22 protein-coding genes are annotated in these 26,288 nt (G+C 62.0%); 17 read left to right on the plus strand and 5 right to left on the minus strand.

Annotated features, from left to right (window positions below; genetic code table 11):
- Positions 1–31: 31 nt before the first annotated feature.
- Positions 32–1,804: an ABC transporter transmembrane domain-containing protein gene (locus FGE05_RS23840; RefSeq protein ID WP_139648822.1), complete on the minus strand. Its 1,773-nt coding sequence runs from the start codon at positions 1,802–1,804 to the stop codon at positions 32–34.
- 258 nt (positions 1,805–2,062) lie between these two features.
- Here FGE05_RS23840 and FGE05_RS23845 point away from each other — a divergent pair, with 258 nt between their 5' ends.
- Positions 2,063–2,242, plus strand: a complete 180-nt coding sequence (locus FGE05_RS23845) for a PA1571 family protein (RefSeq protein WP_041023262.1) — start codon at positions 2,063–2,065, stop codon at positions 2,240–2,242.
- A gap of 78 nt (positions 2,243–2,320) precedes the next feature.
- On the opposite strand, the gene pdxB is transcribed toward FGE05_RS23845, so the two are convergent.
- Positions 2,321–3,463 carry a 4-phosphoerythronate dehydrogenase PdxB gene (gene pdxB, locus FGE05_RS23850; protein WP_139648824.1) on the minus strand — a complete coding sequence of 381 codons (1,143 nt, stop codon included), beginning with the start codon at positions 3,461–3,463 and terminating at the stop codon, positions 2,321–2,323.
- Between the two features lie 374 nt (positions 3,464–3,837).
- On the opposite strand from pdxB, the gene FGE05_RS23855 reads away from it, so the two are divergent.
- Positions 3,838–5,241, plus strand: coding sequence for an MATE family efflux transporter (locus FGE05_RS23855; RefSeq protein ID WP_139648826.1), 1,404 nt, complete (start codon positions 3,838–3,840; stop codon positions 5,239–5,241).
- Here the strand turns inward: FGE05_RS23855 and tusA are convergent.
- Together tusA and rlmM are read right to left on the minus strand one after the other, a co-directional pair.
- The gene (tusA, locus tag FGE05_RS23860) at positions 5,238–5,489 is read right to left on the minus strand and encodes a sulfurtransferase TusA (RefSeq protein ID WP_041023259.1); all 252 of its coding nucleotides are present in this window, start codon (positions 5,487–5,489) and stop codon (positions 5,238–5,240) included. The two genes, FGE05_RS23855 and tusA, sit on opposite strands and share 4 nt — an antisense overlap.
- Before the next feature lie 143 nt (positions 5,490–5,632).
- Entirely contained in the window at positions 5,633–6,736 is a 1,104-nt protein-coding gene (rlmM, locus tag FGE05_RS23865) for a 23S rRNA (cytidine(2498)-2'-O)-methyltransferase RlmM (protein WP_139648828.1), read from the minus strand.
- A gap of 172 nt (positions 6,737–6,908) precedes the next feature.
- On the opposite strand from rlmM, the gene acnA reads away from it, so the two are divergent.
- From acnA to FGE05_RS23880, 3 genes are all read left to right on the plus strand, one after another.
- Positions 6,909–9,650 carry an aconitate hydratase AcnA gene (gene acnA, locus FGE05_RS23870; RefSeq protein WP_139648830.1) on the plus strand — a complete coding sequence of 914 codons (2,742 nt, stop codon included), beginning with the start codon at positions 6,909–6,911 and terminating at the stop codon, positions 9,648–9,650.
- 329 nt (positions 9,651–9,979) lie between these two features.
- Positions 9,980–10,768: a CPBP family intramembrane glutamic endopeptidase gene (locus FGE05_RS23875; protein ID WP_139648832.1), complete on the plus strand. Its 789-nt coding sequence runs from the start codon at positions 9,980–9,982 to the stop codon at positions 10,766–10,768.
- A 76-nt stretch (positions 10,769–10,844) separates the two neighbouring features.
- Positions 10,845–12,410, plus strand: a complete 1,566-nt coding sequence (locus FGE05_RS23880) for a PAS domain-containing methyl-accepting chemotaxis protein (RefSeq protein ID WP_139648834.1) — start codon at positions 10,845–10,847, stop codon at positions 12,408–12,410.
- A gap of 152 nt (positions 12,411–12,562) precedes the next feature.
- Here FGE05_RS23880 and FGE05_RS23885 read toward each other — a convergent pair whose 3' ends face one another.
- Positions 12,563–13,255: an alpha/beta family hydrolase gene (locus FGE05_RS23885; protein WP_139648836.1), complete on the minus strand. Its 693-nt coding sequence runs from the start codon at positions 13,253–13,255 to the stop codon at positions 12,563–12,565.
- A gap of 95 nt (positions 13,256–13,350) precedes the next feature.
- Between FGE05_RS23885 and ccoN (FGE05_RS23890) the strand changes: the two genes are divergently transcribed.
- The 12 genes from ccoN (FGE05_RS23890) to FGE05_RS23945 all read left to right on the plus strand — a co-directional run bounded on the left by ccoN (FGE05_RS23890) (position 13,351) and on the right by FGE05_RS23945 (position 26,115).
- Positions 13,351–14,775, plus strand: coding sequence for a cytochrome-c oxidase, cbb3-type subunit I (ccoN, locus tag FGE05_RS23890; protein WP_139648838.1), 1,425 nt, complete (start codon positions 13,351–13,353; stop codon positions 14,773–14,775).
- A 10-nt stretch (positions 14,776–14,785) separates the two neighbouring features.
- The gene (ccoO, locus tag FGE05_RS23895; RefSeq protein WP_024777895.1) at positions 14,786–15,394 is read left to right on the plus strand and encodes a cytochrome-c oxidase, cbb3-type subunit II; all 609 of its coding nucleotides are present in this window, start codon (positions 14,786–14,788) and stop codon (positions 15,392–15,394) included.
- A 5-nt stretch (positions 15,395–15,399) separates the two neighbouring features.
- Positions 15,400–15,603, plus strand: coding sequence for a cbb3-type cytochrome c oxidase subunit 3 (locus tag FGE05_RS23900; protein ID WP_139648840.1), 204 nt, complete (start codon positions 15,400–15,402; stop codon positions 15,601–15,603).
- Positions 15,600–16,553 carry a cytochrome-c oxidase, cbb3-type subunit III gene (ccoP, locus tag FGE05_RS23905; protein WP_139648842.1) on the plus strand — a complete coding sequence of 318 codons (954 nt, stop codon included), beginning with the start codon at positions 15,600–15,602 and terminating at the stop codon, positions 16,551–16,553. Before FGE05_RS23900 ends, ccoP (FGE05_RS23905) begins: the two co-directional genes overlap by 4 nt.
- A gap of 480 nt (positions 16,554–17,033) precedes the next feature.
- Positions 17,034–18,476 (plus strand): cytochrome-c oxidase, cbb3-type subunit I, encoded by a 1,443-nt coding sequence (gene ccoN, locus FGE05_RS23910; protein ID WP_047703838.1) that lies wholly within the window; start codon positions 17,034–17,036, stop codon positions 18,474–18,476.
- Positions 18,476–19,084 (plus strand): cytochrome-c oxidase, cbb3-type subunit II, encoded by a 609-nt coding sequence (ccoO, locus tag FGE05_RS23915; protein ID WP_003199605.1) that lies wholly within the window; start codon positions 18,476–18,478, stop codon positions 19,082–19,084. The genes ccoN (FGE05_RS23910) and ccoO (FGE05_RS23915) overlap by 1 nt, the downstream gene beginning before the upstream one ends.
- Positions 19,085–19,090: 6 nt before the next feature.
- On the plus strand, positions 19,091–19,276 hold the full coding sequence (locus FGE05_RS23920; protein WP_003183474.1) for a CcoQ/FixQ family Cbb3-type cytochrome c oxidase assembly chaperone: 186 nt from the start codon (positions 19,091–19,093) through the stop codon (positions 19,274–19,276).
- A complete protein-coding gene (gene ccoP, locus FGE05_RS23925; protein ID WP_139648844.1) occupies positions 19,273–20,256 on the plus strand; it encodes a cytochrome-c oxidase, cbb3-type subunit III in 984 nt (327 codons plus the stop codon). The genes FGE05_RS23920 and ccoP (FGE05_RS23925) overlap by 4 nt, the downstream gene beginning before the upstream one ends.
- A 147-nt stretch (positions 20,257–20,403) precedes the next feature.
- Entirely contained in the window at positions 20,404–20,658 is a 255-nt protein-coding gene (locus FGE05_RS23930; RefSeq protein ID WP_024777889.1) for a type II toxin-antitoxin system Phd/YefM family antitoxin, read from the plus strand.
- Complete coding sequence (locus FGE05_RS23935) at positions 20,658–21,068, plus strand: type II toxin-antitoxin system VapC family toxin (protein ID WP_139648846.1); 411 nt, start codon at positions 20,658–20,660, stop codon at positions 21,066–21,068. The genes FGE05_RS23930 and FGE05_RS23935 overlap by 1 nt, the downstream gene beginning before the upstream one ends.
- Positions 21,069–21,248: 180 nt before the next feature.
- On the plus strand, positions 21,249–25,643 hold the full coding sequence (locus tag FGE05_RS23940) for an RHS repeat-associated core domain-containing protein (RefSeq protein WP_257225706.1): 4,395 nt from the start codon (positions 21,249–21,251) through the stop codon (positions 25,641–25,643).
- Position 25,644: 1 nt separating this feature from the next.
- Positions 25,645–26,115, plus strand: coding sequence for a hypothetical protein (locus tag FGE05_RS23945; protein ID WP_139648848.1), 471 nt, complete (start codon positions 25,645–25,647; stop codon positions 26,113–26,115).
- Positions 26,116–26,288 lie beyond the last annotated feature (173 nt).

A 26,288-nucleotide genomic window follows, 5' to 3' on the forward strand; every position in this document is an offset into this window, starting at 1 on the left:
AGCAGGCTCGCTCCCACAGGGGGGGGTGCGATCAGTCGACCACCGCCGCATGCCCCACATTGAACTGCAACGCCGCCAACCGCGCGTACAGCTCATTGCTGGCCACCAGCTCCTGATGCGTGCCCACCGCCACCACCCTGCCCTGGTCCATCACCGCGATTCGGTCGGCGTTCTTCACCGTGGCCAGGCGATGGGCGATGACCAGGGTGGTGCGGTTTTTCATCAGGTTGGGCAGGGCTTGCTGGATCAGGTGTTCGCTTTGCGCATCGAGGGCGCTGGTGGCTTCGTCCAGCAACAGGATCGGCGCGTCCACCAACAGCGCCCGGGCGATGGCCAGGCGTTGGCGCTGGCCGCCGGATAGCCCCAGGCCACCGTCGCCCAGGTGGGTCTGGTAACCATCGGGCATCTTGTCGATAAAGTCGTGGGCGTGGGCAATCCGGGCCGCCTCGCGCACCTGCTCGGCAGTCGCGTCGGGATTGCCATAGCGGATGTTTTCTTCCACGGTGCCGAAGAACAGCGCCGGATTCTGCGAAACCAGGGCGAAATGACGGCGCAGGTCCAGCGGATCGAGTTGGGTCAGCGGTACCCCATCGATGAAAATCCGGCCTTGTGCCGGATCGTAGAAACGTAACAACAAGTCATACACCGTCGATTTACCCGCGCCCGACGGCCCGACGAGGGCAAGGGTTTCGCCAGCATTGACCGTCAGGTCCAGGCCGTCGACCGCATAGCTTTCCGGTCGGGACGGATAGGAGAACCGCACGCCTTCAAGGCGCAGATCGCCCCGGACCCGCTCCGGTAACGTCACCAGGTCCGAGGTCGGTGGCTGGATAATGTTCTGCGAACGCAACAGCTCGGCGATACGCTCGGCCGCGCCGGCGGCCCGTTGCAATTCGCCGATCACCTCGCTCAGCGTACCGAAGGCGCTGCCGACGATCAGACTGTAGAACACGAACGCCGCCAGCTCACCGCCGGAAATCCGCCCGGCGATCACATCCATGCCACCCACCCAGAGCATCACACCCACCGCCCCCAGCACCAGCACGATCACCAGGGTGATCAGCCAGGCCCGCTGGGCGATGCGTTTGCGGGCGGTGTCGAACGCCTGCTCCACCGTGACAGCAAAACGTCGCTCATCCTGGACCTGATGGTTGTAGGCCTGCACGGTCTTGATCTGGCCCAGGGTTTCGGAAACGTAACTGCCGACATCGGCGATGCGGTCCTGGCTCTGGCGGGACAGGCTGCGCACCCGACGCCCGAACACCAGGATCGGTGCCAACACCAGCGGCAGGGCAATCACCACGATGCTGGTGAGCTTGGGGTTGGTGATGAACAACAGCACGATGCCGCCGATCACCATCAGGGCGTTGCGCAGGAACAGTGACAAGGACGAACCGATCACCGATTGCAGCAACGTGGTATCGGCGGTCAGGCGTGACTGGATCTCCGAGCTGCGGTTGTTCTCATAGAACCCCGGGTGCAGGTACACCAGATGATTGAAAACCTGTCGCCGGATGTCGGCCACCACGCGCTCGCCAATCCACGACACCAGGTAGAACCGGGAGAAGGTTCCGATCGCCAGGCCTATCACCAGCACCATGAACAAGCCGATGGACTGGTTCAGCAGCTGAGGAGAACGGGTCATGAACCCCTGGTCCACCAGCAGCCGGATGCCCTGACCCATGGACAAGGTAATGCCCGCCGTGACGATGAGCGCCAGCAACGCGCCGACGACCTGCTTGCGGTAAGGAGCGATAAAACCACTGGCCAGGCCGATGGCACGGCGATGTTGGGAGGAAAGCATCAGTAACGTCCGATAATGCAACAGGGAAAGGGCCGGTCAACGGCACCGAAGCGCGGCGGAACCTTATTGAATCAGAATGAGTCAGGTTAAATATGAACGCGACGACTACCCGCTAGATGGTATCGGTCTAAAGTCTGACTGGAAACGTACAAGTATTTCTGTTTGAGTAGAGCTGTCGTCATGACCGACAAGGAGTGTCATTTCTCAGTCACCTGACGACAGTACAGTAGACATTAAAACCTGATGAGGAGACAGGCCATGTCCTTGCAACACAGCAGCGACGACAAGATTCAAGTGATCCGCACGCAACCGGACCAGTCCCTGGGCTGCTCGTTCATCGACGCCCAAGGGCGCGAAGTACCGATCACCGAAGAGATGATCCAGAAAGCCTGCAGTGAACTGGAACAACGACTGGTCAAGCCTGCCGAACAAAAGTGATACAGCCCGTCTTCGATTGAACCCGACCTTGATGTCGGGTTTTTTGTGCCTATGGACTCTACCACCCTGGGGCGAGGGTTAAAGGGGGGTGGCCCCCAGCGCGGTCACGATCTGCTGCAACGCCGCTGATTGCCCTTCAATGCGCACCTTCAAGCTGTCGATCTCCCGGCGCGGCGGGTAATGTTTGCGCAGGGCGTCGAAGGCACTGCGCTGCTCGCTGACGGTTCCCACCAGACTACGGCGGAAGTCCGCATCGTCACGACGCGGGTCGTATACGCCGCGGCACAGCGCGGCCAACGCCCAGGCCGGGTCGGTGGCGGCGTCCAGGGTGATGCCGCCCAGCCAGGGCCGAGGCAGCAGATCACCGAGACAGACTGTAACCGGTGTCTCCAGGAACGCGCATAGCGCTTCATAGATCTGCGCCGTGCCGCGCTGGCGGCCATCGAGGCTGTAGCCGGCAATGTGCGGCGTAGCGATCACGCACAGGTCGGCCAAGTCCACATCCACCGTGGGCTCCTGTTCCCAGACATCCAGCACCGCTTGCAGGTCTTCGCGTTCCAACAGCACATTGCGCAACGCGGTGTTATCGATCACCGGCCCGCGAGCCGCATTGATCAACCAGGTGCCAGGCTTGAGGTTGTTCAGGCGCTGCTCGTCGAACAGATGCCAGGTCGGTTGCTCGCCGTCGCGCGTCAGAGGGGTGTGCAGACTGATCACATCGCACTGCTCGATGATCTGTTCCAGGCTCACATAGTCGCCGCCCTCGGCCGCCTGGCGGGGTGGATCGCACACCTTCACGTCCCAGCCCAGGCCCTTGAGCACATCGATCAAGCGACCGCCCACCTGCCCTGCACCGACCACGCCGTAGGTGCGCTGGCGCAGATCCGCGCCTTCGATTTCAGCCAGGGTCATCAGGCTGCCCAGCACGTAGTCCACCACGCCCCGGGCATTGCAGCCCGGCGCACTGGCCCAGCGGATACCGGCCTCGGCAAAGTAATCCAGATCCAGGTGATCGGTGCCTATGGTGCAAGTGCCAACGAAACGCACGTTGCTGCCTTCCAACAAGTCACGATTGACCCGGCTGACGGAGCGCACCAGCAACACGTCGGCCTGCGCGACCATTTCCCGGTCGATGCCGCGCCCCGGCACCCGGCGGATCTCACCGAAACCCTTGAAAAAGGCATCGAGCAGGGGAATGTTTTCGTCGGCGACGATCAGCATGGCAAAGCTCCTTTGGCGGGGTGGGCAGTGTAGGCGTTCCGGTGTGTCTGCGCATTACCGGAAGTGAATGACGGTGAGCGGGCAGTCGCAGCTCTCTGGGGAGCAAGGCCTATCCCAATGTCGGTCAGTTAAGCCGTGGGAGCAAAGCTTGCTCGCGATAGCGGCAGGCCGGCCGACATTATTGCTGGCTGACTTACCGCTATCGCGAGCAAGCTTTGCTCCCACGGTTTTTGCCGACATTGGGATAAGCCTTGCTCCCACAGGTTGCGCACCCAAGGGACCGCTTACAAATCCCCAACACAGCTTTTTTCCTGACCATGGCGTCAACGCGTAGAATCCGCCGCCTTGCGCTTAATCTTTCGGACGCTTCGCCTGTGAATCCCGTGATCGACACCCCCACCCTTCTCTCCCGCCCGGCCCGGGTTCGCCTGGAGGTCAGGACATTGCTGGCCCTGGCACTGCCAATCATGGTGGCGCAACTGGCAACCACCGCCATGGGCTTCGTCGATGCGGTGATGGCCGGTCGTGTCGGCCCACGGGACCTGGCGGCGGTAGCATTGGGCAACTCGATCTGGGTGCCGGTGTTTCTGTTGATGACTGGCACGCTGCTGGCGACTACGCCGAAAGTCGCCCAACGCTTCGGCGCCGGAACCTTCGACGAAATCGGTCCACTGGTGCGCCAGGCCCTGTGGCTGGCGCTGGTGGTCGGGTTGATGGCAACGCTGGCGCTGTTCAGTGCCGAGCCGATCCTGCACATCATGAAGGTGGACCCGGAGCTGATCGGCCCTTGCATGGAATACCTGCGAGGGATCGGTACCGGCCTGCCGGCCGTGGCGCTGTACCATGTACTGCGCTGCTTCAGCGACGGCCTGGGCCGCACGCGGCCGGCGATGGTGTTGGGGTTGTGCGGGTTGGCACTGAACATTCCGCTCAACTACATCTTCATCTACGGGCACCTGGGCGTACCGGCCATGGGCGGCGTCGGGTGCGGCTGGGCCACCGCTATTGTCATGTGGGTGATGGCCCTGGGCATGGCCGGCTGGACACGCTGGGCGCCGGCCTATCGGTCGAGCCATTTATTCAGCCGTTTCGATTGGCCGCGCTGGGCAGTCATCCAACGCCTGCTGGGCATCGGCCTGCCGATTGGCATCGCGGTGTTTGCCGAGTCGAGCATTTTTGCGGTGATCGCGCTGCTGATCGGCAGCCTCGGCGCCACGGTGGTGGCCGGGCATCAGATCGCGCTGAACTTCAGTTCCCTGGTGTTCATGATTCCCTACTCCCTGGCCATGGCCGTAACGGTGCGGGTCGGCCAGACACTGGGACGGGGCCAGCCTCGCGAGGCGCGTTTCGCCGCTGGCGTGGGCATGGGCGCGGCCCTGGCGTATGCCTGCCTGTCGGCGAGCCTGATGTTCGCGCTGCGCGGACCCATCGCCGCGATCTACACCGCCGACCCGGTGGTGATCGACGTCGCCTCGATGTTGATCGTATACGCAGCGCTGTTCCAGTTTTCCGATGCGATCCAGGTCACCGCGGCGGGCGCGTTGCGCGGCTACCAGGACACACGAGTGACGATGATCCTAACCCTGTTCGCCTATTGGGGTATCGGTTTACCGGTGGGTTACACCTTGGGGCTGACCAACTGGTTCGGCGCGGCCAACGGCCCGAGCGGGTTGTGGCAAGGCCTGATCGTGGGCCTGAGCTGCGCGGCGCTGATGCTGTCGATCCGTCTGGCCCGCAGCGCGCGCAAACAGATCCGCATCAGCCGTTCGATGGGCTAAGCGAGCTTCTTGCGGATCCAGTAGCGGTACGTACCGTCCACTTCGTCCTGGGCCACCAGTTCGTGGTCGAGAAACACACAGAACTTGGGGATGTCGCGGCGGGTCGAGGGGTCGGTGGCAATCACCTTCAACAGCCCGCCCGGCACCAGGTCGCGGATGTGCTGGTGCAGCATCATCACCGGCTCAGGGCAGTTGAGGCCCGTGGCATCCAGCGTGCCGTCGACCGGCGTATCGTTCATTTCACTCATGTTCTACTCCTGAAACTGGCCGGCATTGTCGCGCAATGTCGGGTTGGAACAAAGCCCGCATATTTCGGTTCTGTGGGAGCAAGGTTGTGGGAGCAAGGCTTGCCCGCGATGCGGGCGCCGCGATTCTGAAAGACCGCGTTGACTCATCGCGAGAAAGCTTTGCTCCCACCAGGCTTGGTTCCCACAGGCTTCTTGCTGTCCAGCCGGCGCAAATGGCACGTCACCTCTTCACGGTCGTGGTACAGCTGCTTGCACCCGATCTCCACCTTGATCCCCCGGGCCTTGAAGCCATCGGCAATGCGTTCGAGCAGGCGTTTCACTTCGGCATAACGCTGCTTCATCGGCAGCTTGAGGTTGACCACTGCCTCGCGACAATGGCCCTCGCCGATCCACTCCTCCAGCATCGCCGCATTGCGCGCCGGCTTCTCGACGATGTCACAGACCATCCAATCCACCGGCTGCCTGGGCTTGAAGGTAAAACCATCCGCCATCAGGTGTTGCACCAGACCGGTGTCCATCAGGCTTTCGGCCATCGGGCCGTTGTCGATGGCGGTCACCAGCATGCCCCGATTCACCAGTTGCCAGGTCCAACCACCCGGCGCGGCCCCCAGGTCGACGCCGGTCATGTCACTGTGCAGGCGCTCGTCCCACTCTTCCCGTGGAATGAAGTGATGCCAGGCCTCTTCGAGCTTGAGGGTCGAGCGGCTCGGTGCTTCCCGAGGGAACTTCAGGCGGGGTATCCCCATTGGCCACATCGCCGAGTTGTCCGCTTCCGCCAGCCCCAGGAACACTTCACGGCCACTTTTGAACGTCAGCAGCAGGCGCGGCTGGTGCGGATCATCCACCAATTTGCCGGCGCCGGTCAGCGCCTTGCGCAGCGGGCCTTCGAATTTCTTGCAGAAATTCGACAGTTCCTTGCCATCGTTGGTGTCGACCACCTCCAGCCACAAACTGCCGCAGACCGGAAACTGCGCCATGTGGGACAGGATGACGCTGATACGGTCGGTTTCCGGCAAGTCAATGAAGGTGCCACGGGCCCATTGGCGCGGAAAAATCAGGCCGGCGAAACGCTGGCCACGCATCAACCGCTCGGCACCGTCCTCTTCGGTGCAAACGAATTCAGCGCAGGCACTGGCCGGCTTGGCCTTGGCATAACCGGCCACGTTGAGTCTGGCGGCGTGTTCGGCGATCTCGGAACAGACCTCGCCTTCGAAGCCCGGGCGGCAGTGCATGAAAAGCGTGTTCATTGAAACTCCGTAGCAAAGCCTGTCACGAAAATCGGCGCATGATAGCGGACTTCGGAACCCCGAACCTGCCCATAGAGTCCAGTGATTAGTCATACGCTCGAAACAGGGCTAGGTTAAAGGCTCTGTCCGTCCCGTCAGTCCGTAACCGTGCGGACTCAAAGGAGTGATTTCAATGCCATCCCTCGATAGCCTGAAAACCCTTAAAACATTGCAGGTCGACGCCAAGGTCTACCACTATTTCAGCCTGCCGGATGCCGCCCGCAGCCTCGGTGATCTGGACAAGCTGCCCATGTCCCTGAAAGTGCTGCTGGAAAACCTGCTGCGCTGGGAAAATGAAAAAACCGTCACCGGCACCGACCTCAAGGCGCTGGCCGGGTGGCTGAAAGAACGTCGTTCCGACCGCGAGATCCAATACCGCCCGGCACGAGTGCTGATGCAAGACTTCACCGGTGTCCCGGCCGTGGTCGACCTGGCCGCCATGCGCGCCGCCGTGGAAAAGGCCGGCGGCGATCCCCAGCGGATCAACCCGCTGTCGCCGGTGGACCTGGTGATCGACCACTCGGTGATGGTGGACAAGTTCGCCAGCCGCCAGGCGTTCGAGCAGAACGTCGACATCGAAATGCAGCGCAACGGCGAACGCTACGCCTTCCTGCGCTGGGGCCAGAGCGCCTTCGCCAACTTCAGCGTGGTGCCGCCGGGCACCGGGATCTGCCACCAGGTCAACCTCGAATACCTGGGGCGCACGGTGTGGACCAAGGAGGAAGACGGCCGCACCTATGCCTTCCCCGATACGCTGGTGGGCACCGACTCCCACACCACCATGATCAATGGCCTGGGTGTGCTGGGCTGGGGCGTCGGAGGGATCGAGGCGGAAGCGGCCATGCTGGGCCAGCCGGTGTCGATGCTGATTCCCGAGGTCATCGGCTTCAAGCTCACCGGCAAGCTGCGCGAGGGCATTACTGCCACCGATCTGGTCCTCACCGTCACACAGATGCTGCGCAAGAAAGGCGTAGTGGGCAAATTCGTCGAGTTCTATGGCGATGGCCTCGCCGACCTGCCCCTGGCCGACCGCGCCACCATTGCCAACATGGCCCCGGAATACGGCGCCACGTGCGGCTTCTTTCCGGTGGACGACGTCACCCTGGATTACCTGCGCCTGTCTGGACGCCCGGCGGAAACGGTGAAACTGGTAGAGGCCTATTGCAAAGCCCAGGGCTTGTGGCGCTTGCCTGGCAAGGAACCGGTGTTCACCGACACCCTGGAGCTGGACATGGGCAGCGTCGAAGCCAGCCTGGCCGGGCCGAAACGCCCACAGGACCGGGTTTCACTGCCCAATGTCGGCCAGGCGTTCAGCGACTTCCTGGGGCTGCAGGTCAAGCCCACCAGCAAGGAAGAAGGTCGCCTGGAAAGCGAAGGCGGCGGTGGCGTGGCGGTGGGCAATGCCGATCAGGTGGGTGAGGCCGAGTACGAGTTCGAAGGCCATACGCATCGCCTGAAAAACGGTGCGGTGGTGATCGCGGCCATTACCTCCTGCACCAACACCTCCAACCCCAGTGTGATGATGGCCGCCGGGCTGCTGGCGAAAAAAGCCGTGGAAAAAGGCCTGACCCGCAAGCCCTGGGTCAAGAGCTCCCTGGCCCCGGGCTCCAAGGTGGTGACCGATTACTACCAGGCCGCTGGCCTGACCGAGTACCTGGATCAACTGGGCTTTGCCCTGGTGGGCTACGGCTGCACTACCTGTATCGGTAACTCCGGCCCCTTGCCGGACCCGATCGAAAAAGCCATCCAGAAAGCCGACCTGACCGTGGCCTCGGTGCTGTCGGGCAACCGCAACTTCGAGGGCCGCGTGCATCCGCTGGTCAAGACCAACTGGCTGGCCTCGCCGCCCCTGGTGGTGGCCTATGCCCTGGCCGGCACGGTGCGTATCGACATCAGCAGCGAACCGCTGGGCAATGACCACGATGGCCATCCGGTGTACCTGCGGGACATCTGGCCCAGCAGCAAGGAAGTCGCCGACGCCGTGGCCCAGGTAGATACTGGCATGTTCCACAAGGAGTACGCTGCCGTGTTCGCCGGCGACGAGCAATGGCAAGCCATCGAGGTGCCGCAAGCGGCGACTTACGTCTGGCAGGCGGACTCGACCTATATCCAGCACCCGCCCTTCTTCGACGGCATCGACGGACCTCCACCGGCCATTCGCAACATCGAAGGCGCCCGGGTACTGGCCCTGCTCGGCGATTCGGTCACCACCGACCACATCTCCCCGGCCGGCAATATCAAGGCCGACAGTCCGGCCGGGCGGTACCTGCGCGAGCAGGGCGTGGAGCCCCGGGATTTCAACTCCTATGGCTCAAGGCGCGGTAATCATCAGGTGATGATGCGTGGCACGTTCGCCAATATCCGGATCCGCAACGAAATGCTCGGCGGCGAGGAAGGCGGCAACACGATCTACATTCCCAGCGGCGAAAGAATGCCGATCTACGACGCCGCCATGTTGTATCAGGCCAAGGGCACGCCACTGGTGGTGATCGCGGGACAGGAATACGGCACCGGCTCCAGTCGGGACTGGGCGGCCAAGGGTACCAACCTGTTGGGGGTCAAGGCGGTGATCGCCGAAAGCTTCGAGCGCATCCACCGCTCCAACCTCGTGGGCATGGGCGTATTGCCGTTGCAATTCAAGCTCGATCAGAACCGCAAGAGCCTGAACCTGTCCGGCAAGGAAACCCTGGATATCCTCGGCCTGAACGACGTCGAACTGACGCCGCGGATGAACCTGCCACTGGTCATCACCCGCGAGGACGGTAGCCAGGAGCGGATCGAGGTGTTGTGTCGGATCGATACCTTGAATGAAGTGGAATATTTCAAGGCGGGCGGGATCCTGCACTATGTCCTGCGGCAATTGATTGCCGGTTAACGCGTAATCCCTGTGGGAGCGGGCTTGCTCGCGAAGGCAGTCGGTCGTTTGTTGCTGCAATGACTGGACCAGCGCTTTCGCGAGCAAACCCGCTCCCACAGCCCTGTTCATGGCTCAAGAGTATCAATCACAAGATCAATCACCGCTTTTTGTATCGCTCCGCTTATACTCTCCCCCGTCGGCACTCAAGGATCTGAGTCAGCTGGCTGATTTCCACGCCTACGCATGAATCTGCATGGATACAAATATGTGCTCTTTGCGCGACATGGCAACGTCGTAGACGCGCCGGCCATTTTCGCCAAAGCTTCACAGCCTTAAAAGGATGTTATATGCCTGCTCTGCCCTGGCCCTACCTGGCCTTACTGTCCGTTGGCTATTGCCTGGCCCTGGCCTACGGAAAGCTGGCCTGGACCGCCGCCATCTCAATCGCACTGTTGCTACTGGCCGGTTATGCAGTCCGCCAGCGGCAGATACCGGTCGGCCGATTTCTCGGTCACGCTCTTTTCCTCGTCCTGGCCCTGGCGCTGGCCCTGCACTGGATGCCGGGCTTTTTCAACGGACGGGCGATCCCGACCCATCGCCTGACCGATGACGCCGCACCGTTTGCCATGTATTTGAATCAGGACAAGCCGCTGATCGGTTTCTGGCTGTTGCTGGCGTGTCCATGGATCGTCGGCCGGCGCCCGTTTGGCCTATCGATCCTGGCCACGGCCCTGGGTCTGACGCTGAGCGCGATATTGGCCCTGGGTGGGGCGATCGTGCTGGGGATGATCCACTGGGCACCGAAGTGGCCGGACCATGCATGGCTCTGGATCGCCAACAACCTTTTACTGGTGACAGTAGTGGAGGAAGCGCTGTTTCGTGGCTACATTCAAGGCAGCCTGAGCCGGCGCTTCAGTCATCTGGCCCATGGTGACAACCTGGCCTTGCTCCTGGCCTCGCTGCTGTTCGGCCTGGTACACGCCGGCGCGGGTTGGCAATGGGTGCTGCTGTCCGGCCTGGCGGGGATCGGCTACGGCCTTGCCTATCGCTTCGGCGGCCTGGGCGCGGCAATTGCCACCCACTTCGGCCTCAACCTGCTTCATTTCGCCTTGTTTACCTACCCGATGCTGGCGTGATACCGACGGGGAAAATAACTTCAATAAAAACCCGACGTTGCCGACAACCTTTCAAAGCCTTGCGGATTAGCACACGATGCGTAACAACCAACCCGTCACACAACGCGAAAGGACCTTCCCGGCCCAGCAACGATTGATCTCCACCACCAATGCCAAGGGCGTGATCACCTACTGCAACGACGCGTTCGTTGAAATCAGCGGGTTTTCCAAGGAAGAACTGATTGGTTCGCCTCACAACCTGGTGCGCCACCCCGACGTCCCGTCGGCCGTGTTCGCCCATATGTGGAATACCCTGAAACAAGGCTTGCCATGGATGGGCATCGTCAAGAATCGCTGCAAGAGCGGCGATCACTACTGGGTCAACGCCTACGTCACTCCGGTGTTCGAAGGCAACCAGGTGGTCGGCTACGAGTCGGTTCGGGTCAAGCCCAGCGCCGAGCAGATCGCCCGAGCCGAAGCCCTCTACCAGCGCATCAACCAAGGCAAGTCGGCAATCCCCCGTAGCGATAAGTGGGTGCCCCTGCTCCAGGACTGGCTGCCGTTCATCCTGGTCAGCCAGTTGAGCTTCATCGTGGGCGCCTTCCTAGATTCCTCCTGGGGTTTTGCCCTGGCCGCCCTGCTGTCGGTACCCCTGGGGTTGATGGGCCTGCAATGGCAGCAACGCGGGATCAAACGCCTGCTGCGCCTGGCCGAGCAGACTACGTCCGACCCGCTGATCGCCCGGATGTACACCGACAGCCGTGGCGTCCAGGCACGCCTGGAGATGTCGATCCTCAGCCAGGAGGCTCGCCTGAAAACCTGCCTGACCCGTCTGCAGGACACCGCCGAGCACCTCAACGAGCAGGCGCGACAGTCCAACACCCTGGCCCACAACAGCTCCAGCGGCCTGGAACGCCAGCGCGTGGAAACCGAACAGGTGGCCACGGCGGTCAACCAGATGGCCGCCACCACCCAGGAAGTCGCCAGCCACGTGCAACGCACGGCCGACGCCACCCAGGAAGCCAACCGCCTGACCGGTCGCGGACGCGACATCGCCGGGGAAACCCGCGAGGCCATCGAACGCCTGTCCGTGGTGGTGGGCGAAACCGGCCAGACCGTGACCCAACTGGCCAAGGACAGCGACGAGATCGGCGGCGTGGTGGACGTGATCAAAGGCATCGCCGACCAGACCAACCTGCTGGCGCTCAACGCCGCCATCGAAGCGGCCCGTGCCGGCGAGATGGGCCGCGGCTTTGCCGTGGTGGCCGATGAAGTCCGGCAACTGGCGCAACGCACCAGCGAATCCACCGGGCAGATCCACGCCCTGATCGCCAAGCTCCAGCAAACCGCCACCAATGCCGTGCAGACCATGGACGCCGGCCATCGCCAGGCCGAAGAAGGCGTGGCGCGGGTGATGGAAGCGGACGCAGCGCTGGTGGGCATCAGCGAAGCGGTGGCCAACATCACCGACATGACCACCCAGATCGCTGCCGCCACAGAGGAACAGAGCTCGGTGGCCGAGGAGATCAGCCGCAACATCAGCAACATATCGGAACTGGCCGACCAGACCTCGGGACAGGCTCACAGCTCGGCGTTACTGAGCGAAGAACTGACCCGTACGGCCAACACCCAGTACTCCTTGGTGGAGCGGTTCAACCGCTGACCGATGCCTGTTCGATAAAAAACCCGGACAGCGACAGCTTCCGGGTTTTTTATTGCCTGTCCTGGCCCCATCGCGAGCAGGCTCGCTCCCACATTTGGAATGCAATTCCCTGTGGGAGCGAGCCTGCTCGCGATGAGGCCCGCCCAATCACCTCACACCTGAAAAAGAAATCCCGACACGCCCAGCGCCGCTGCCTCCAGATGCTGCTCATGACTAAACCCTGAAGCTTTCAGCGGCTTCAAATCATGATCCCCCGCCGCCAACCACATCACCTCGATGGCAGGTGATAAGACATACCCTCGCACGGTCTCACGATTGCCCAATGCATCGCGCTCGCCCTGGACGATCAAGGTCCGGGTCTTCAACCCGGCCAAATGCTCGACCCGGGGTTTCTCCGGCTTACCTGCCGCATAAAAGGGATAGCCCAGGCACACCAGGGCGTCCGCTTGCAGCTCGTCGGCCAACAGGCTGGCCATCCGCCCGCCCATGGACTTGCCGCCGATGGCCAGCCGACCAGCGACATAAGGCCGCACCGTGGCGTACACCTCACGCCAGCATTCCAGCAGCCTGGGGGCCGGGTTGGGTGGTCGCTTGCCACCGTCCAGGCGCCGTTGGGCCATGTAGGGAAATTCGAAACGCAGCACGTTGACCCCATGCGCAGCAAGGCGCGCGGCCATTTCGTTCATGAAGCCGCTGTCCATCGGCGCACCGGCACCGTGGGCAAGAATCAAGGTGGGCGCCCCGGCACCGGCGCCCGATTGCGCGGCCGTCCACAGCCAGCCATGTTGCGCCACGCACCGCGCCCATTGATCCCCGTCAATACTGGCCTTGTGCTGTTTGTCCATGCTTGCCTCGCTTTCAGTCTGCCTATAACTCCAGGCGAAGATGCCGCGCTGCCTTGCGCAGGCGGGCTCTTCGGCTGAACCGTGGATGGGGAACCATGAACACTTCTATCAGTACCGCCTACAACTACAAGGTGGTCCGCCAATTCGCCATTATGACGGTGGTGTGGGGCATCGTCGGCATGGGGCTCGGGGTTTTTCTCGCCGCCCAATTGGTCTGGCCGCAGCTCAACTTCGATTTGCCCTGGACCAGCTTCGGTCGCCTGCGCCCGTTGCACACCAACGCGGTGATCTTCGCGTTCGGTGGCTGCGCCCTGTTCGCCAGCTCGTTCTATTCGGTACAACGCACCTGCCAGACCCAGCTGTTTGCGCCGAAAATCGCTGCGTTCTACTTCTGGGGCTGGCAACTGGTGATCCTGCTGGCGGCCATCAGCCTGCCTCTGGGCTACACCAGTTCCAAGGAGTACGCCGAGCTGGAATGGCCGATCGACATCCTGATCACCATCGTCTGGGTCGCCTACGCCATTGTGTTCTTCGGCACTGTCGCCAAGCGCACCACCAAGCACATCTACGTGGGCAACTGGTTCTTCGGCGGCTTCATCCTGACCGTGGCGATCCTGCACATCGTCAACAACCTGGAACTGCCGGTGAGCTTCACCAAATCCTACTCGGTGTACGCCGGGGCCACGGACGCGATGGTGCAATGGTGGTACGGGCACAACGCCGTAGGCTTTTTCCTCACCGCAGGCTTTTTGGGGATGATGTACTACTTCGTGCCGAAACAGGCCGAGCGTCCGGTGTATTCCTATCGCTTGTCCATCGTGCATTTCTGGGCGCTGATCACCTTATATATCTGGGCCGGCCCCCACCACCTGCACTACACCGCGCTGCCGGACTGGGCGCAGTCCCTGGGCATGGTGATGTCGCTGATCCTGCTGGCACCCAGCTGGGGCGGCATGATCAACGGCATGATGACCCTCTCGGGCGCCTGGCATAAGTTGCGCAGCGACCCGATCCTGCGCTTCCTGGTGGTGTCCCTGGCGTTCTACGGCATGTCGACCTTCGAAGGCCCGATGATGGCGATCAAGACCGTCAACGCCCTCTCCCACTACACCGACTGGACCATCGGCCACGTCCACGCCGGCGCACTCGGCTGGGTGGCGATGATTTCCATCGGCGCGCTGTATCACATGATCCCGAAAGTCTTCGGCCGGCCACAGATGCATAGCATCGGCCTGATCAACGCGCACTTCTGGCTCGCGACCATCGGCACCGTGCTCTACATCGCTTCGATGTGGGTCAACGGTATCGCCCAGGGCCTGATGTGGCGCGCGGTGAACGAGGACGGCACCTTGACCTACTCCTTCGTCGAAACCCTGGCGGCCAGCCACCCCGGCTTCATCGTGCGGCTGGTGGGCGGAGCGATCTTCCTCAGCGGCATGCTGCTGATGGCCTACAACACCTGGCGCACCGTGCGGGCCTACCAGCCTGCCGAAGCCGCCGCTGCCGCGCAGATGGCTTGAGGAGTCCGCCATGAAACACGAAACAATCGAGAAAAACGTCGGCCTGCTGATGCTGCTGATGGTGCTGGCCGTGAGCATCGGCGGCCTGACCCAGATCGTGCCGCTGTTCTTCCAGGACGTGACCAACAAACCGGTGGATGGCATGAAGCCCTACACCGCCCTGCAACTGGAAGGCCGCGACATCTACATCCGCGAAGGTTGCGTCGGCTGCCATTCCCAGATGATCCGCCCGTTCCGCGCCGAGACCGAGCGCTACGGCCACTACTCGGTAGCCGGCGAAAGCGTCTGGGACCATCCGTTCCTGTGGGGCTCCAAGCGCACCGGGCCGGACCTGGCCCGGGTCGGCGCGCGCTACTCCGACGACTGGCACCGCGCGCACTTGTACAACCCGCGCAACGTCGTGCCCGAGTCGAAGATGCCGGCCTATCCGTGGCTGGTAACCCAGGCGGTGGACAGCAGCCACACCGAAACCAAGCTGCGCGCCATGCGCACCCTCGGCGTGCCCTACACCGATGACGACATCGCCGGCAGTGTGGCCTCGCTCAAGGGCAAGACCGAAATGGACGCACTGGTGGCCTACCTGCAAGTGCTCGGCACTGCCATCAAGAGCAAGAGGTGAGCCCCATGTTTCTTGAAATGAGCACTGGAATGATCCGCGGCCTGGGCACGGTCGTGGTGTTCGTGGCCTTCATCGGCCTGCTCCTGTGGGCTTTCAGCAGCAAGCGCGGCCCGGAGTTCGCCGAGGCGCGCCTGCTGCCGTTCGCTGACGAACCACCCGCCGACATCGCCAATCCCCAAGACCCTGCAACAAGGAGTACCCGGCCATGACCACCTTCTGGAGTACGTGGATCTGCGTACTGACCCTCGGCAGCCTGATCGGCCTGACCTGGCTGTTGATCGGTACCCGCAAGGGCGAGACCAAGGGCAGCGTCGACCAGACCATGGGCCACAGCTTCGATGGCATCGAGGAGTACGACAACCCGCTGCCGCAGTGGTGGTTCCTGTTGTTCGCCGGCACCCTGGTGTTTTCCGTCGGTTACCTGATCCTTTACCCGGGCCTGGGCAATTGGAAAGGCATCCTGCCTGGCTATGAAAACGGCTGGACCGGCGCCCATGAATGGGAAAAGGAAATGGCCAAGGCCGACGCCAGGTTCGGGCCGATCTTCGCCAAGTTCGCCGCGATGCCCGTGGAAGAAGTCGCCAAGGACCCGCAGGCCTTGAAAATGGGCGGCCGCCTGTTCGCCTCCAACTGCTCGGTCTGCCACGGCTCGGACGCCAAGGGCGCCTTCGGCTTCCCCAACCTGACCGACAACAATTGGCGCTGGGGCGGCGCGGCCGACACCATCAAGACCACCATCCTGGGGGGGCGCATGGCGGCGATGCCGGCCTGGGGCGAAATACTGGGGGATGCCGGGGTCAAGAACGTAGCAGCGTATGTACGTCACGACCTGGCCGGCCTGTCGCTGCCAGCTGACAGCGGCGCCGACCTGGAAGCCGGCAAACAGACGTTCAGCACCACCTGCACCGCCTGTCACGGCGCCAACGGCCAAGGCACCGAAGCCATGGGCGCGCCGAACCTGACGCAACCGGCGGGCTTCATCTACGGCACCAGCCTGGCGCAGTTGCAGCAAACCATTCGCCATGGCCGCCAGGGCCAGATGCCGGCGCAAAACGAACTGCTCGGCAATGACAAGGTGCAACTGCTCGCGGCTTACGTCTACAGCCTGTCCCACCCTGCCGGTGCCGAGCGCCTGCAAGCCGAACGCAAAAGCGAATAAATCCTGCCCCCATGAACAGCCGCATCCATCGGATGCGGCGACTCCATGCCTGCGCGCGACGCATTGTCGCACCCTCCCAAGGTCTTTCTTTCGGTTCCTCGGAATCGGGTCTAAGCTTGCCTCTGCGTGTACTGGCGACTGCCGGTTTCAGGTCGACCCGACCCGATGTGTTCGACAATCGTTCGACAAAAACGCCGTAAAGACAGGCAGATACCGGCTGTGACGACAATGGCCCGGTGTCACCCGAACGCCGGCTTTGAACACACCCCGTTACAACCGACCTGACCCCCTCGCCTCATTCCTTCGGCGCGACACTTTGTCGAGGGCCCATTTTGTCCTTACGCGGCGCATGGAAAGGCCGCAGAATCAGCTTTTGAAAGCATTGACCCAGGTCATGGCGCGTTGCAATGACCCCCCGCTTTCTCCATACTTGCGGCCGATTTTTATCCTAATAAAACACCCAAACCGTGGAACCTTAGAATGAGCACAGCAATCAGTCCGACTGCTTATAACTATAAGGTAGTCCGCCAGTTCGCCATCATGACGGTGGTCTGGGGGATCCTTGGCATGGGGCTCGGTGTCTTCATCGCCTCGCAACTGGTCTGGCCGGAGTTGAACTTCGATCTGCCATGGACGACCTTTGGACGCCTGCGCCCGCTGCACACCAACCTGGTGATCTTCGCCTTCGGTGGTTGTGCATTGTTTGCCACTTCCTACTACGTCGTGCAGCGAACCTGCCAGACGCGACTGATCTCCGACAGCCTCGCGGCCTTCACCTTCTGGGGTTGGCAAGCGGTCATCGTCGGCGCGATCGTGACCTTGCCCATGGGTTTGACCACCACCAAGGAATACGCGGAACTGGAATGGCCCCTGGCTATTCTGCTGGCCATCGTCTGGGTGACCTACGGCCTGGTGTTCTTCGGCACCATCGTCAAGCGCAAGACCAAGCACATCTACGTCGGTAACTGGTTCTACGGTGCCTTCATCGTCGTGACGGCGATGCTGCACATCGTCAACCACATGTCGCTGCCGGTCAGCCTGTTCAAGTCGTACTCGGCCTACTCGGGCGCGACCGACGCGATGATCCAGTGGTGGTACGGCCACAACGCCGTGGGCTTCTTCCTGACCACCGGCTTCCTGGGGATGATGTACTACTTCGTGCCGAAACAGGCCGAGCGTCCGATCTACTCCTATCGCCTGTCCATCGTCCACTTCTGGGCGCTGATCACCCTGTACATCTGGGCCGGTCCGCACCACCTGCACTACACCGCGCTGCCGGACTGGGCGCAGTCCCTGGGCATGGCCATGTCGATCATCCTGCTGGCGCCAAGCTGGGGCGGCATGATCAACGGCATGATGACCCTCTCGGGCGCCTGGCATAAGCTGCGCACCGACCCGATCCTGCGCTTCCTGGTGGTATCCCTGGCGTTCTACGGCATGTCGACCTTCGAAGGCCCGATGATGGCCATCAAGACCGTCAACTCCCTGAGCCACTACACCGACTGGACCATCGGCCACGTCCACGCCGGCGCGCTCGGCTGGGTAGCGATGATTTCCATCGGCGCCATCTACCACATGATCCCGAAACTGTTCGGTCGTGCGCAGATGCACAGTACTCCCCTGATCAACGCGCACTTCTGGCTCGCGACCATCGGTACCGTGCTCTACATCGCTTCCATGTGGGTCAACGGCATCACCCAGGGCCTGATGTGGCGTGCGATCAACGACGACGGCACTCTGACCTACTCGTTCGTCGAAGCGCTGCAAGCCAGCCACCCTGGCTACATCGTCCGTGCCCTGGGCGGCGCGTTCTTCGCCAGCGGCATGCTGTTCATGGCCTACAACGTGTATCGCACCGTTCGTGCTTCTGACCCGGCTGAAGCTGAAGCCGCCGCCAAGATCGCCGTAGTTGGAGCTCACTGATGAAGCACGAAGCAGTAGAGAAGAATATCGGCCTGCTGGCCTTCTTCATGGTCATCGCCGTGAGTATCGGCGGCCTGACCCAGATCGTTCCGCTGTTCTTCCAGGACGTGACCAACAAGCCGGTCGAAGGCATGAAGCCGCGTACCGCCCTTGAACTGGAAGGCCGCGACATCTACATCGCCAACGGCTGTGTCGGCTGCCACTCGCAGATGATCCGTCCGTTCCGCGCCGAGACCGAACGCTACGGCCACTACTCGGTCGCTGGCGAAAGCGTCTGGGACCACCCATTCCTGTGGGGTTCCAAGCGTACCGGTCCGGACCTGGCCCGCGTTGGCGGTCGTTACTCCGATGACTGGCACCGTGCGCACTTGTACAACCCGCGCAACGTGGTACCCGAGTCGAAAATGCCGGCCTACCCGTTCCTCGTGGAAAACAAGCTCGACGGCAAGGACACCGCGAAAAAAATGGAAGTCCTGCGTACCCTGGGCGTGCCTTACACCGACGAAGACATCGCCGGCGCCAAGGATGCCGTGAAAGGCAAGACCGAAATGGACGCGCTGGTGGCCTATCTGCAAGGCCTGGGCACCATCATCAAAAGCAAACGGTGATTCTTAATGGATATCGGGATGATTCGCGGCCTGGGCACCGTCGTCGTGATGGTGGCTTTTATCGGTCTGGCCCTGTGGGTGTTCAGCCCCAAGCGCAAGTCGGAGTTTGACGACGCGACCTTGCTGCCGTTCGCGGATGATCCCGAAGCCATCAAGCACGTCGAGCAAGCTTCTAGGAGTAACAAAGAATGACAACGTTCTGGAGTCTGTACGTCACAGTCCTCAGCCTGGGAACGATCTTCTCCCTGACCTGGCTGCTGCTGTCGACCCGCAAGGGCCAGCGCAGCGAGGCCACCGAAGAGACGGTTGGCCATTCCTTCGACGGGATCGAGGAATACGACAACCCGCTGCCGAAATGGTGGTTCATGCTGTTCGTGGGCACCATCGTGTTCGCCCTCGGCTACCTGGTGCTCTACCCGGGTCTGGGCAACTGGAAAGGCCTGCTGCCAGGCTATAACTACCTGGATACCGAAAAGCAGACCGCGTTCGCCAACGGCCAGACCGGCTGGACCGGCGTGCATGAGTGGGAAAAGGAAATGGCGCGCTCGGATGCCAAGTTCGGTCCGATCTTCGCCAAGTTCGCCTCCATGCCGATCGAAGAAGTTGCCAAGGACCCGCAAGCCCTGAAGATGGGTGGCCGTCTGTTCGCCTCCAACTGCTCGGTCTGCCACGGTTCCGACGCCAAGGGTGCCTACGGCTTCCCTAACCTGACCGACGCCGACTGGCGCTGGGGCGGTGAGCCGGAAACCATCAAGACCACCATCATGGGCGGTCGTCATGCCGTGATGCCGGGCTGGGCTGCCGTGGTCGGCGAGCAAGGTGTCGCCGACGTGGCGTCGTACCTGGTGACCAGCCTGCACGGTCGCAAACTGCCGGAAGGCGCCAAGGCCGATCCGGCCAACGGCCAGAAAATCTTCGCTGCCAACTGCGTGGCCTGCCACGGTCCGGCAGGCCAGGGTACTCCCGCCATGGGCGCACCCAACCTGACGCACCCGGCCGCGTTCATCTACGGTTCGAGCTTCGCTCAACTGCAGCAGACCATCCGCTACGGTCGCCAGGGCCAGATGCCTGCCCAGGCCGACCTGCAAGGCAACGACAAGGTCCACCTGCTGGCCGCCTATGTCTACAGCCTGTCCCACGGCGAAAAGGCTCCGGCCGCTGACGCCCAGTAAGGCTTGCGCCTGATACACGAAAGGCCCCGTCAATGCACATTGACGGGGCCTTTTTCATGGCCGGTCCGATAGGGCGCAGCCGTTTCTCTTGCCGCCAATCAGTCAAGGTAGTAACGTGCCTACATCAACTTCAATGAGGGCATGCCCATGTCCATCACTACCATGTCCAGCCGCGAATTCAACCACGACACAAGTGGTGCCAAAAAAGCGACCCGCGAAGGGCCCGTCATCATCACCGACCGTGGCAAGCCGGCTCATGTGCTGCTAAGCATTGAGGAGTACCAGAAACTGACCGGCATCGGCGCCAGCATTGTCGAGCTGCTGGTCATGCCCGATGCGCCAGATATCGATTTCGACACCGAGCGCGCCGTCATCACTCCTCGAGCGGTAGACCTGTCCTGATGTATTTACTCGATACCAATGTCATTTCGGAATTGCGCAAACCCCAGGCCGACAGAAACGTGCAGGCCTGGGCCCGCAGCGTAGCCGCGCCCAGCCTGTATGTTTCGGCGATTACCGTATTGGAACTGGAAACCGGCGTGTTGCGCTTCGAACGCAAGGACCCGAGCCAGGGAAGCCGCCTGCGGGCCTGGCTGGACAACCACGTCCTGCCCGCCTTTGCCGGCAGGATCCTGGCGGTGGACCGCGCCGTGGCGCTGCGCTGCGCCCGGCTGCACGTACCTGATCGCAGCAACGAATGCGACGCGCTGATCGCTGCCACGGCGCTGATCCATGGCCTGACCGTGGTCACCCGCAACGTAGCGGACTTCGAGGCCAGCGGGGTTACGTTGCTCAACCCGTGGATGGCCTGACTACGCGGTGCGGCTGGCCGGGATGAAAAACCGGCCGATTGCCTGATGCGTCCGAAGCTGATCAAATGCCCGGTGCGCACGGAGACGCGGGCCATGACTGACAAGGAGAAGATGCAATGGAAGGCATCACAACGCTTGAACCGATAGAAGCCGGCGGCTCCCACTGCACGGGCAACGTGCATGTCTGACGCGCTCTGGGCCGCTCGCCTGGGCGATGCGCTGGATCACACCTCGATGATGGCCGACATCCTCGGCGGTGTGCTGGAAGTGGCGGCCAACATCGCGATCACGGCCGTCGCCACCGCTGCCGTGGTTGCGGCCACGGGCATCACGGTCGCGACCGGCGGCCTCGGTTGCTTCCTGCTCGGCGCCGTGGTCGGCGCGGTCGTCGGCCTCGCCATGAGCAAGACCGGCGCCGACAAGGGCCTGAGCAATATTTGCGAGGGCATCGGCAACGCCCTCTTTCCGCCCACGGTGCAGGCCAACATCCTCACCGGTTCCACCGACACCCTGACCAACAACATTCCCGCCGCCCGCGCCGCCGGGGCCATCGAATCCCATGTCGCACCGGCCGGCACCGAGCTGGAAGCGCCCGAGCCCAGCTACCTGGACATGGCCGAGAGTTTCTTCTCGCAGATGTGGCGGCCCACCGTCGCCACACCCGCCCCCGGTGCCGTGCCCAAGCCGCTGGACATGATCACCTGCCTGAAGCATCCGCCGATGCCGCCGCAGTTCCTGGCCGAAGGCTCGGACAAGGTCACCATCAACGGCCAGCCCGCCGTGCGCAGCGGCGACCGCAGTACCTGCGAAGCCAAGGTGGTGTCGTCCGGGCTGATTTCCCCCGACGTGACCATCGGCGGCGGCACCGTGGTGGTACGCGAGATTCGCAGCGGCAAGACGCCGGGCGTGGGCCTGGCAGTAACGGCCCTCTTGATGCTCAAGGGCAGCAAGGGCAAGTTCTTCAGCAAGCTGCCATGCATGCTGGCCGGCGCAGCGGCGTCGATGGCGGTCAGCAGTGCCATGGGCGCGGCGGCCAACGCGGCCATGGGCTCGTCGAACCCGGTGCATGCGGCGACCGGGGCCAAGGTCCTGGGCGGCGATGAAGAGCTGGATTTCGTACTGCCGGGGATTCAGCCGATCGATTGGCAGCGCTTCTATAACAGCCGTGACGAGCGCGGCGAAGGGCTGTTCGGCGTCGGCTGGAGCGTGCCCTACGAGGTGTGCGTCGAGATCCGGCCTCACCCCGAGGGCGGCGAGACCCTGGTCTACACCGACGAACAGAGCCGCCCCATCGACATGGGCTCAATCCCCTTGGGCGGTGCGGTGTTCAGCGCCGGCGAAGGCCTCGCCGTGCGGCGCCATGCCAACGGGCAATTGCTGATCGAAAGCGCGGACGGCCTGTATCGCCTGTTCGAACCGGCGCCAGGAAATGCGGCTTTGCTGCGCCTGAACCAGTTGGGCGACCGCAACGACAACCGCATCCACCTCGACTACGACGAAACCGGGCGCCTGGTACGACTGCGCGACGCTTTCGACCTGGTACAGGTCGAGCTGGCTTACGAACGTGAACGTGTCAGCCAGATCGAACGCCTGTACCCCGACCAGCAACGGGAAGTGCTGGTCAGCTACGGCTATGACGCGACGGGCAACCTGACCGAAGTACGCGACGCCACCGGCCAGGTGCAACGACGCTTCGCCTACGACGCGGGCCGGCGCATGGTGGAGCACCAGTTGCCCACGGGCCTGCAGTGCTTCTACGACTGGGCCTTGATCGAGGACCAGGAATGGCGCGTGGTCCGACACTGGACCGATGAGGGCGATGCCTACCAGTTCGACTATGACCTCATGGCCGGCATCACCCGCATCAGCGATAGCTTGCAGCGGGTCAGCACCCGCCACTGGAACAGCCAGCACCAGATCACCCAATTCACCGACACGCTCGGCCAGACCTGGTCGTTCGAGTGGAACGACGAGCGCCAGATGCTGGCCGCCACCGACCCACAGGGCGGGCACTACACCTACAGCTACGACGAAGCCGGCAACCTGATCAGCGAAACCGACCCGCTGGGTCGCAGCGAATCCACCCTCTGGCTCGAACACTGGGCCCTGCCGCAGGTGGACACCGACGCCGCCGGCCACAGCTGGACGTACCGCTACGATCAGCGCGGCAACTGCATCGCCGAAACCGATCCGCTGGGCCATGTCACCCGCTACCGCTACGACGCCCACGGCCAGGTCATCGAAATCATCGACGCCACCGGCAAGAGCAAGAAGCTGCGCTGGAACCCGTTCGGACAACTGGTGGAGCATGTCGACTGCTCGGGTTACCCGACGCGGTTCAGCTACGACCATCGGGGCTATCTGCAGACCATCACCGACGCCCTCGGCGAGCGCACCCAGTTCAGCTACGACGCCCAAGGTCGCTTGCTCGGCAGCCAATTGCCGGACGGCCGCAGCGAGCTTTACCAGCGTGACGTCGCCGGCCAGTTGACCGGCTATACGGACCCGGCCGGGCACACAACTCTTTACCAACACAACCGCCGCGGCCAGGTCCGCCAGCGCACCGACGCCCAGGGCCGGCAGGTGCAGTTTGCTTACGACAGCTATGGGCGACTGCAGGCGCTGGTCAATGAGAATGGTGAACGCTATCGGTTTGCCTGGGATGCTGGCGACCGCTTGGTCGAACAGCAGGACCTGGACGGCAGCGCCAAGCGTTACGCCTACGACCGGTTGGACAACGTCGCCGCCGTGACAGCCGTTCCGGCCCCTCACGGCACCGGCCTGGCGGTGGTCCCCGAAGCGCCACCGCCGCCCATCGTCCATCGACTGGAGCGCGACGCCGTGGGCCGGCTGATCGCCAAGGTCACCGACGATGGCCGCACCGACTACACCTACGACCCGCTGGACCAGCTCACCGCCGTCACCTTCACCGACCACCAGGGCAATGCCCAACGCCTGAGCTTCGCCTACGATGCCCTCGGCCAACTGTTGGCCGAAGACAGCGCCGCCGGCAGCCTGCAACACCACTACGACGAACTCGGTAACCTGATCCAGACCCAACTGCCCGATGGCCGCTGGCTCAACCGGCTGTACTACGGCAGCGGCCACCTGCACCAGATCAACCTCGACGGCCAAGTCATCAGCGACTTCGAACGCGACCGCCTGCACCGTGAAGTGCTGCGCACCCAAGGCCAGATCAGCACCCGCAGCGAATATGACCGCAGCGGCCGCCTTCGCTCGCGCCAACGCCGCCACACCAGCCAACCGTCGCTCCTGCCGGCAACGGTGCAAAAACACTTCGAGTACGACCCCGCCGGCAACCTGATCGGCAAACTCGACCAGCAACCGGCCGCACAGCACCGCCAATTGCTGCACTACGACACCACCGGCCGCATTATCGCCAGCCAGGACAGCCTTCACGGCCAACGCGAAACCTTTATCTACGACGCCGCCGCTAACCTGCTGGACGGCACGCAAGCCGGTGCCGGCCGGGTGGTGCATAACAAATTGCTGACGTATGAGGACAAGCGGTACCGCTACGACGCCTTTGGCCGGGTGATCGAAAAACGCAGCGCAAAACGCGGCCTGCAACGCTTTGCCTACGATGCCGAAAGTCGCCTGATCGAAGTGCGCAACGAAAACGGCAGCATTGTGCGCATGACCTACGACCCCCTGGGCCGACGTATCGTCAAGAACGAGCATGACAATAACGGTTATCCGCTCGGTGAAACCCGCTTCACCTGGGACGGCCTGCGCCTGTTGCAGGAGCATCGCCACCAGCAGAGCAGCCTGTACCTCTACGACGATAACAGCTACGAACCCCTGGCCCGCGTCGATGGCACCGGCCCACTGCAAAAGGTCCGCTACTACCACATCGACCTCAACGGCCTGCCGGAACAGCTCACCGAGGCCGACGGGCACAGCGTCTGGCAGGCGACCTATCGTGTCTGGGGCAACACGCTGGAAGAGGTGCGCGAGCCGTATTACATCGAAGAGCAGAACCTGCGGTTCCAGGGGCAGTACCTGGACCGGGAGACGGGGCTGCATTTCAATACGTTCAGGTTTTATGATCCGGATGTCGGAAGGTTTACGACGCCGGATCCGATTGGGTTAGCGGGGGGAATCAATTTCTATGTCTACGCGCCAAACCCCGCCAGTTATGTCGATCCATTAGGCTTAAGCTGTGCAACGGCGAAAGGCTTCGCCAGAAAAAACACGATCACTAAAAGATGGGTTGGGAAACTGTCCGGTAAAACCCCCGCCGATGTTGATGGATACCTGACAGCCCGAGGCTGGACAAAAAACTATCCCCAGGCAGGCAGACCTGATGCTATCCAACACGTTCAATATGTTCGCACCACAAAATCCGGAGCCACCTACAAACTTGACTACCATCCAGGTGGTAGCCCCACCCAGCCCAATATTCACGGCAATGACTATTGGAAAGTGTACAAATCCAACAAAGCCGGAGAAGATGTCGTATTCGGCCGAATTGGCCACGGCGACTTTAAAAATTACGACCTTATCAAAGACTCCCCTGTCTATGTAAACGGTACACTGATGAACGGATCATAAAATGATTGATTTTAGAGCAGAGATAAAATCAAAACATTCCGCAGCCAATATATTGCTTGGGGAAAACATTTCAATCTACACCAATGAGCTGTATGAAAAACACAAAGTCGAAGTAAAACTCTACAACCTGCCCAATAACGAAACGAGAACAGCCTACGTGGTAGATAACACCATCACTATCTCGACACTTCCCGACGGAAAAATTTTCTCCATTGGTTGCAATACCCACTACAAGGGACTGTATAGAGATGCACTTTCTACAGGCATGTCGTTTGGTCAAATAAAAAATCTCACCGAGCGCCAAAGAATCTTCAACGGCTCACTTATCCTCAATGAGGACTTCGGCTTTTCTTACGTATTACCTTCCCCCTATGATGAAATCGCTGACAGTATTGAAGACATACCACCAGACTTGACGCTAGATGAAATTTACATCTCTGACTTTTCTTCATGGCTTGGTGGTCAGCGATAATGTTAGCGGCATCATTACTGGCATTTACGGTAGCGGGCAGACTGCACAGCGGTTAGAGGCCACGGCTATGTCAGCAGACATTCATACTATCTTTTGAAGGCAAGCATCGGTATGCGACTTACGTGAACGGATGAAGACGGCGAATTCTCAGATTGGTAAAGGACGCCCGGCAG

This window comes from Pseudomonas sp. ICMP22404 (genome assembly GCF_006227205.1).
In the GTDB taxonomy this organism is placed as follows: domain Bacteria; phylum Pseudomonadota; class Gammaproteobacteria; order Pseudomonadales; family Pseudomonadaceae; genus Aquipseudomonas.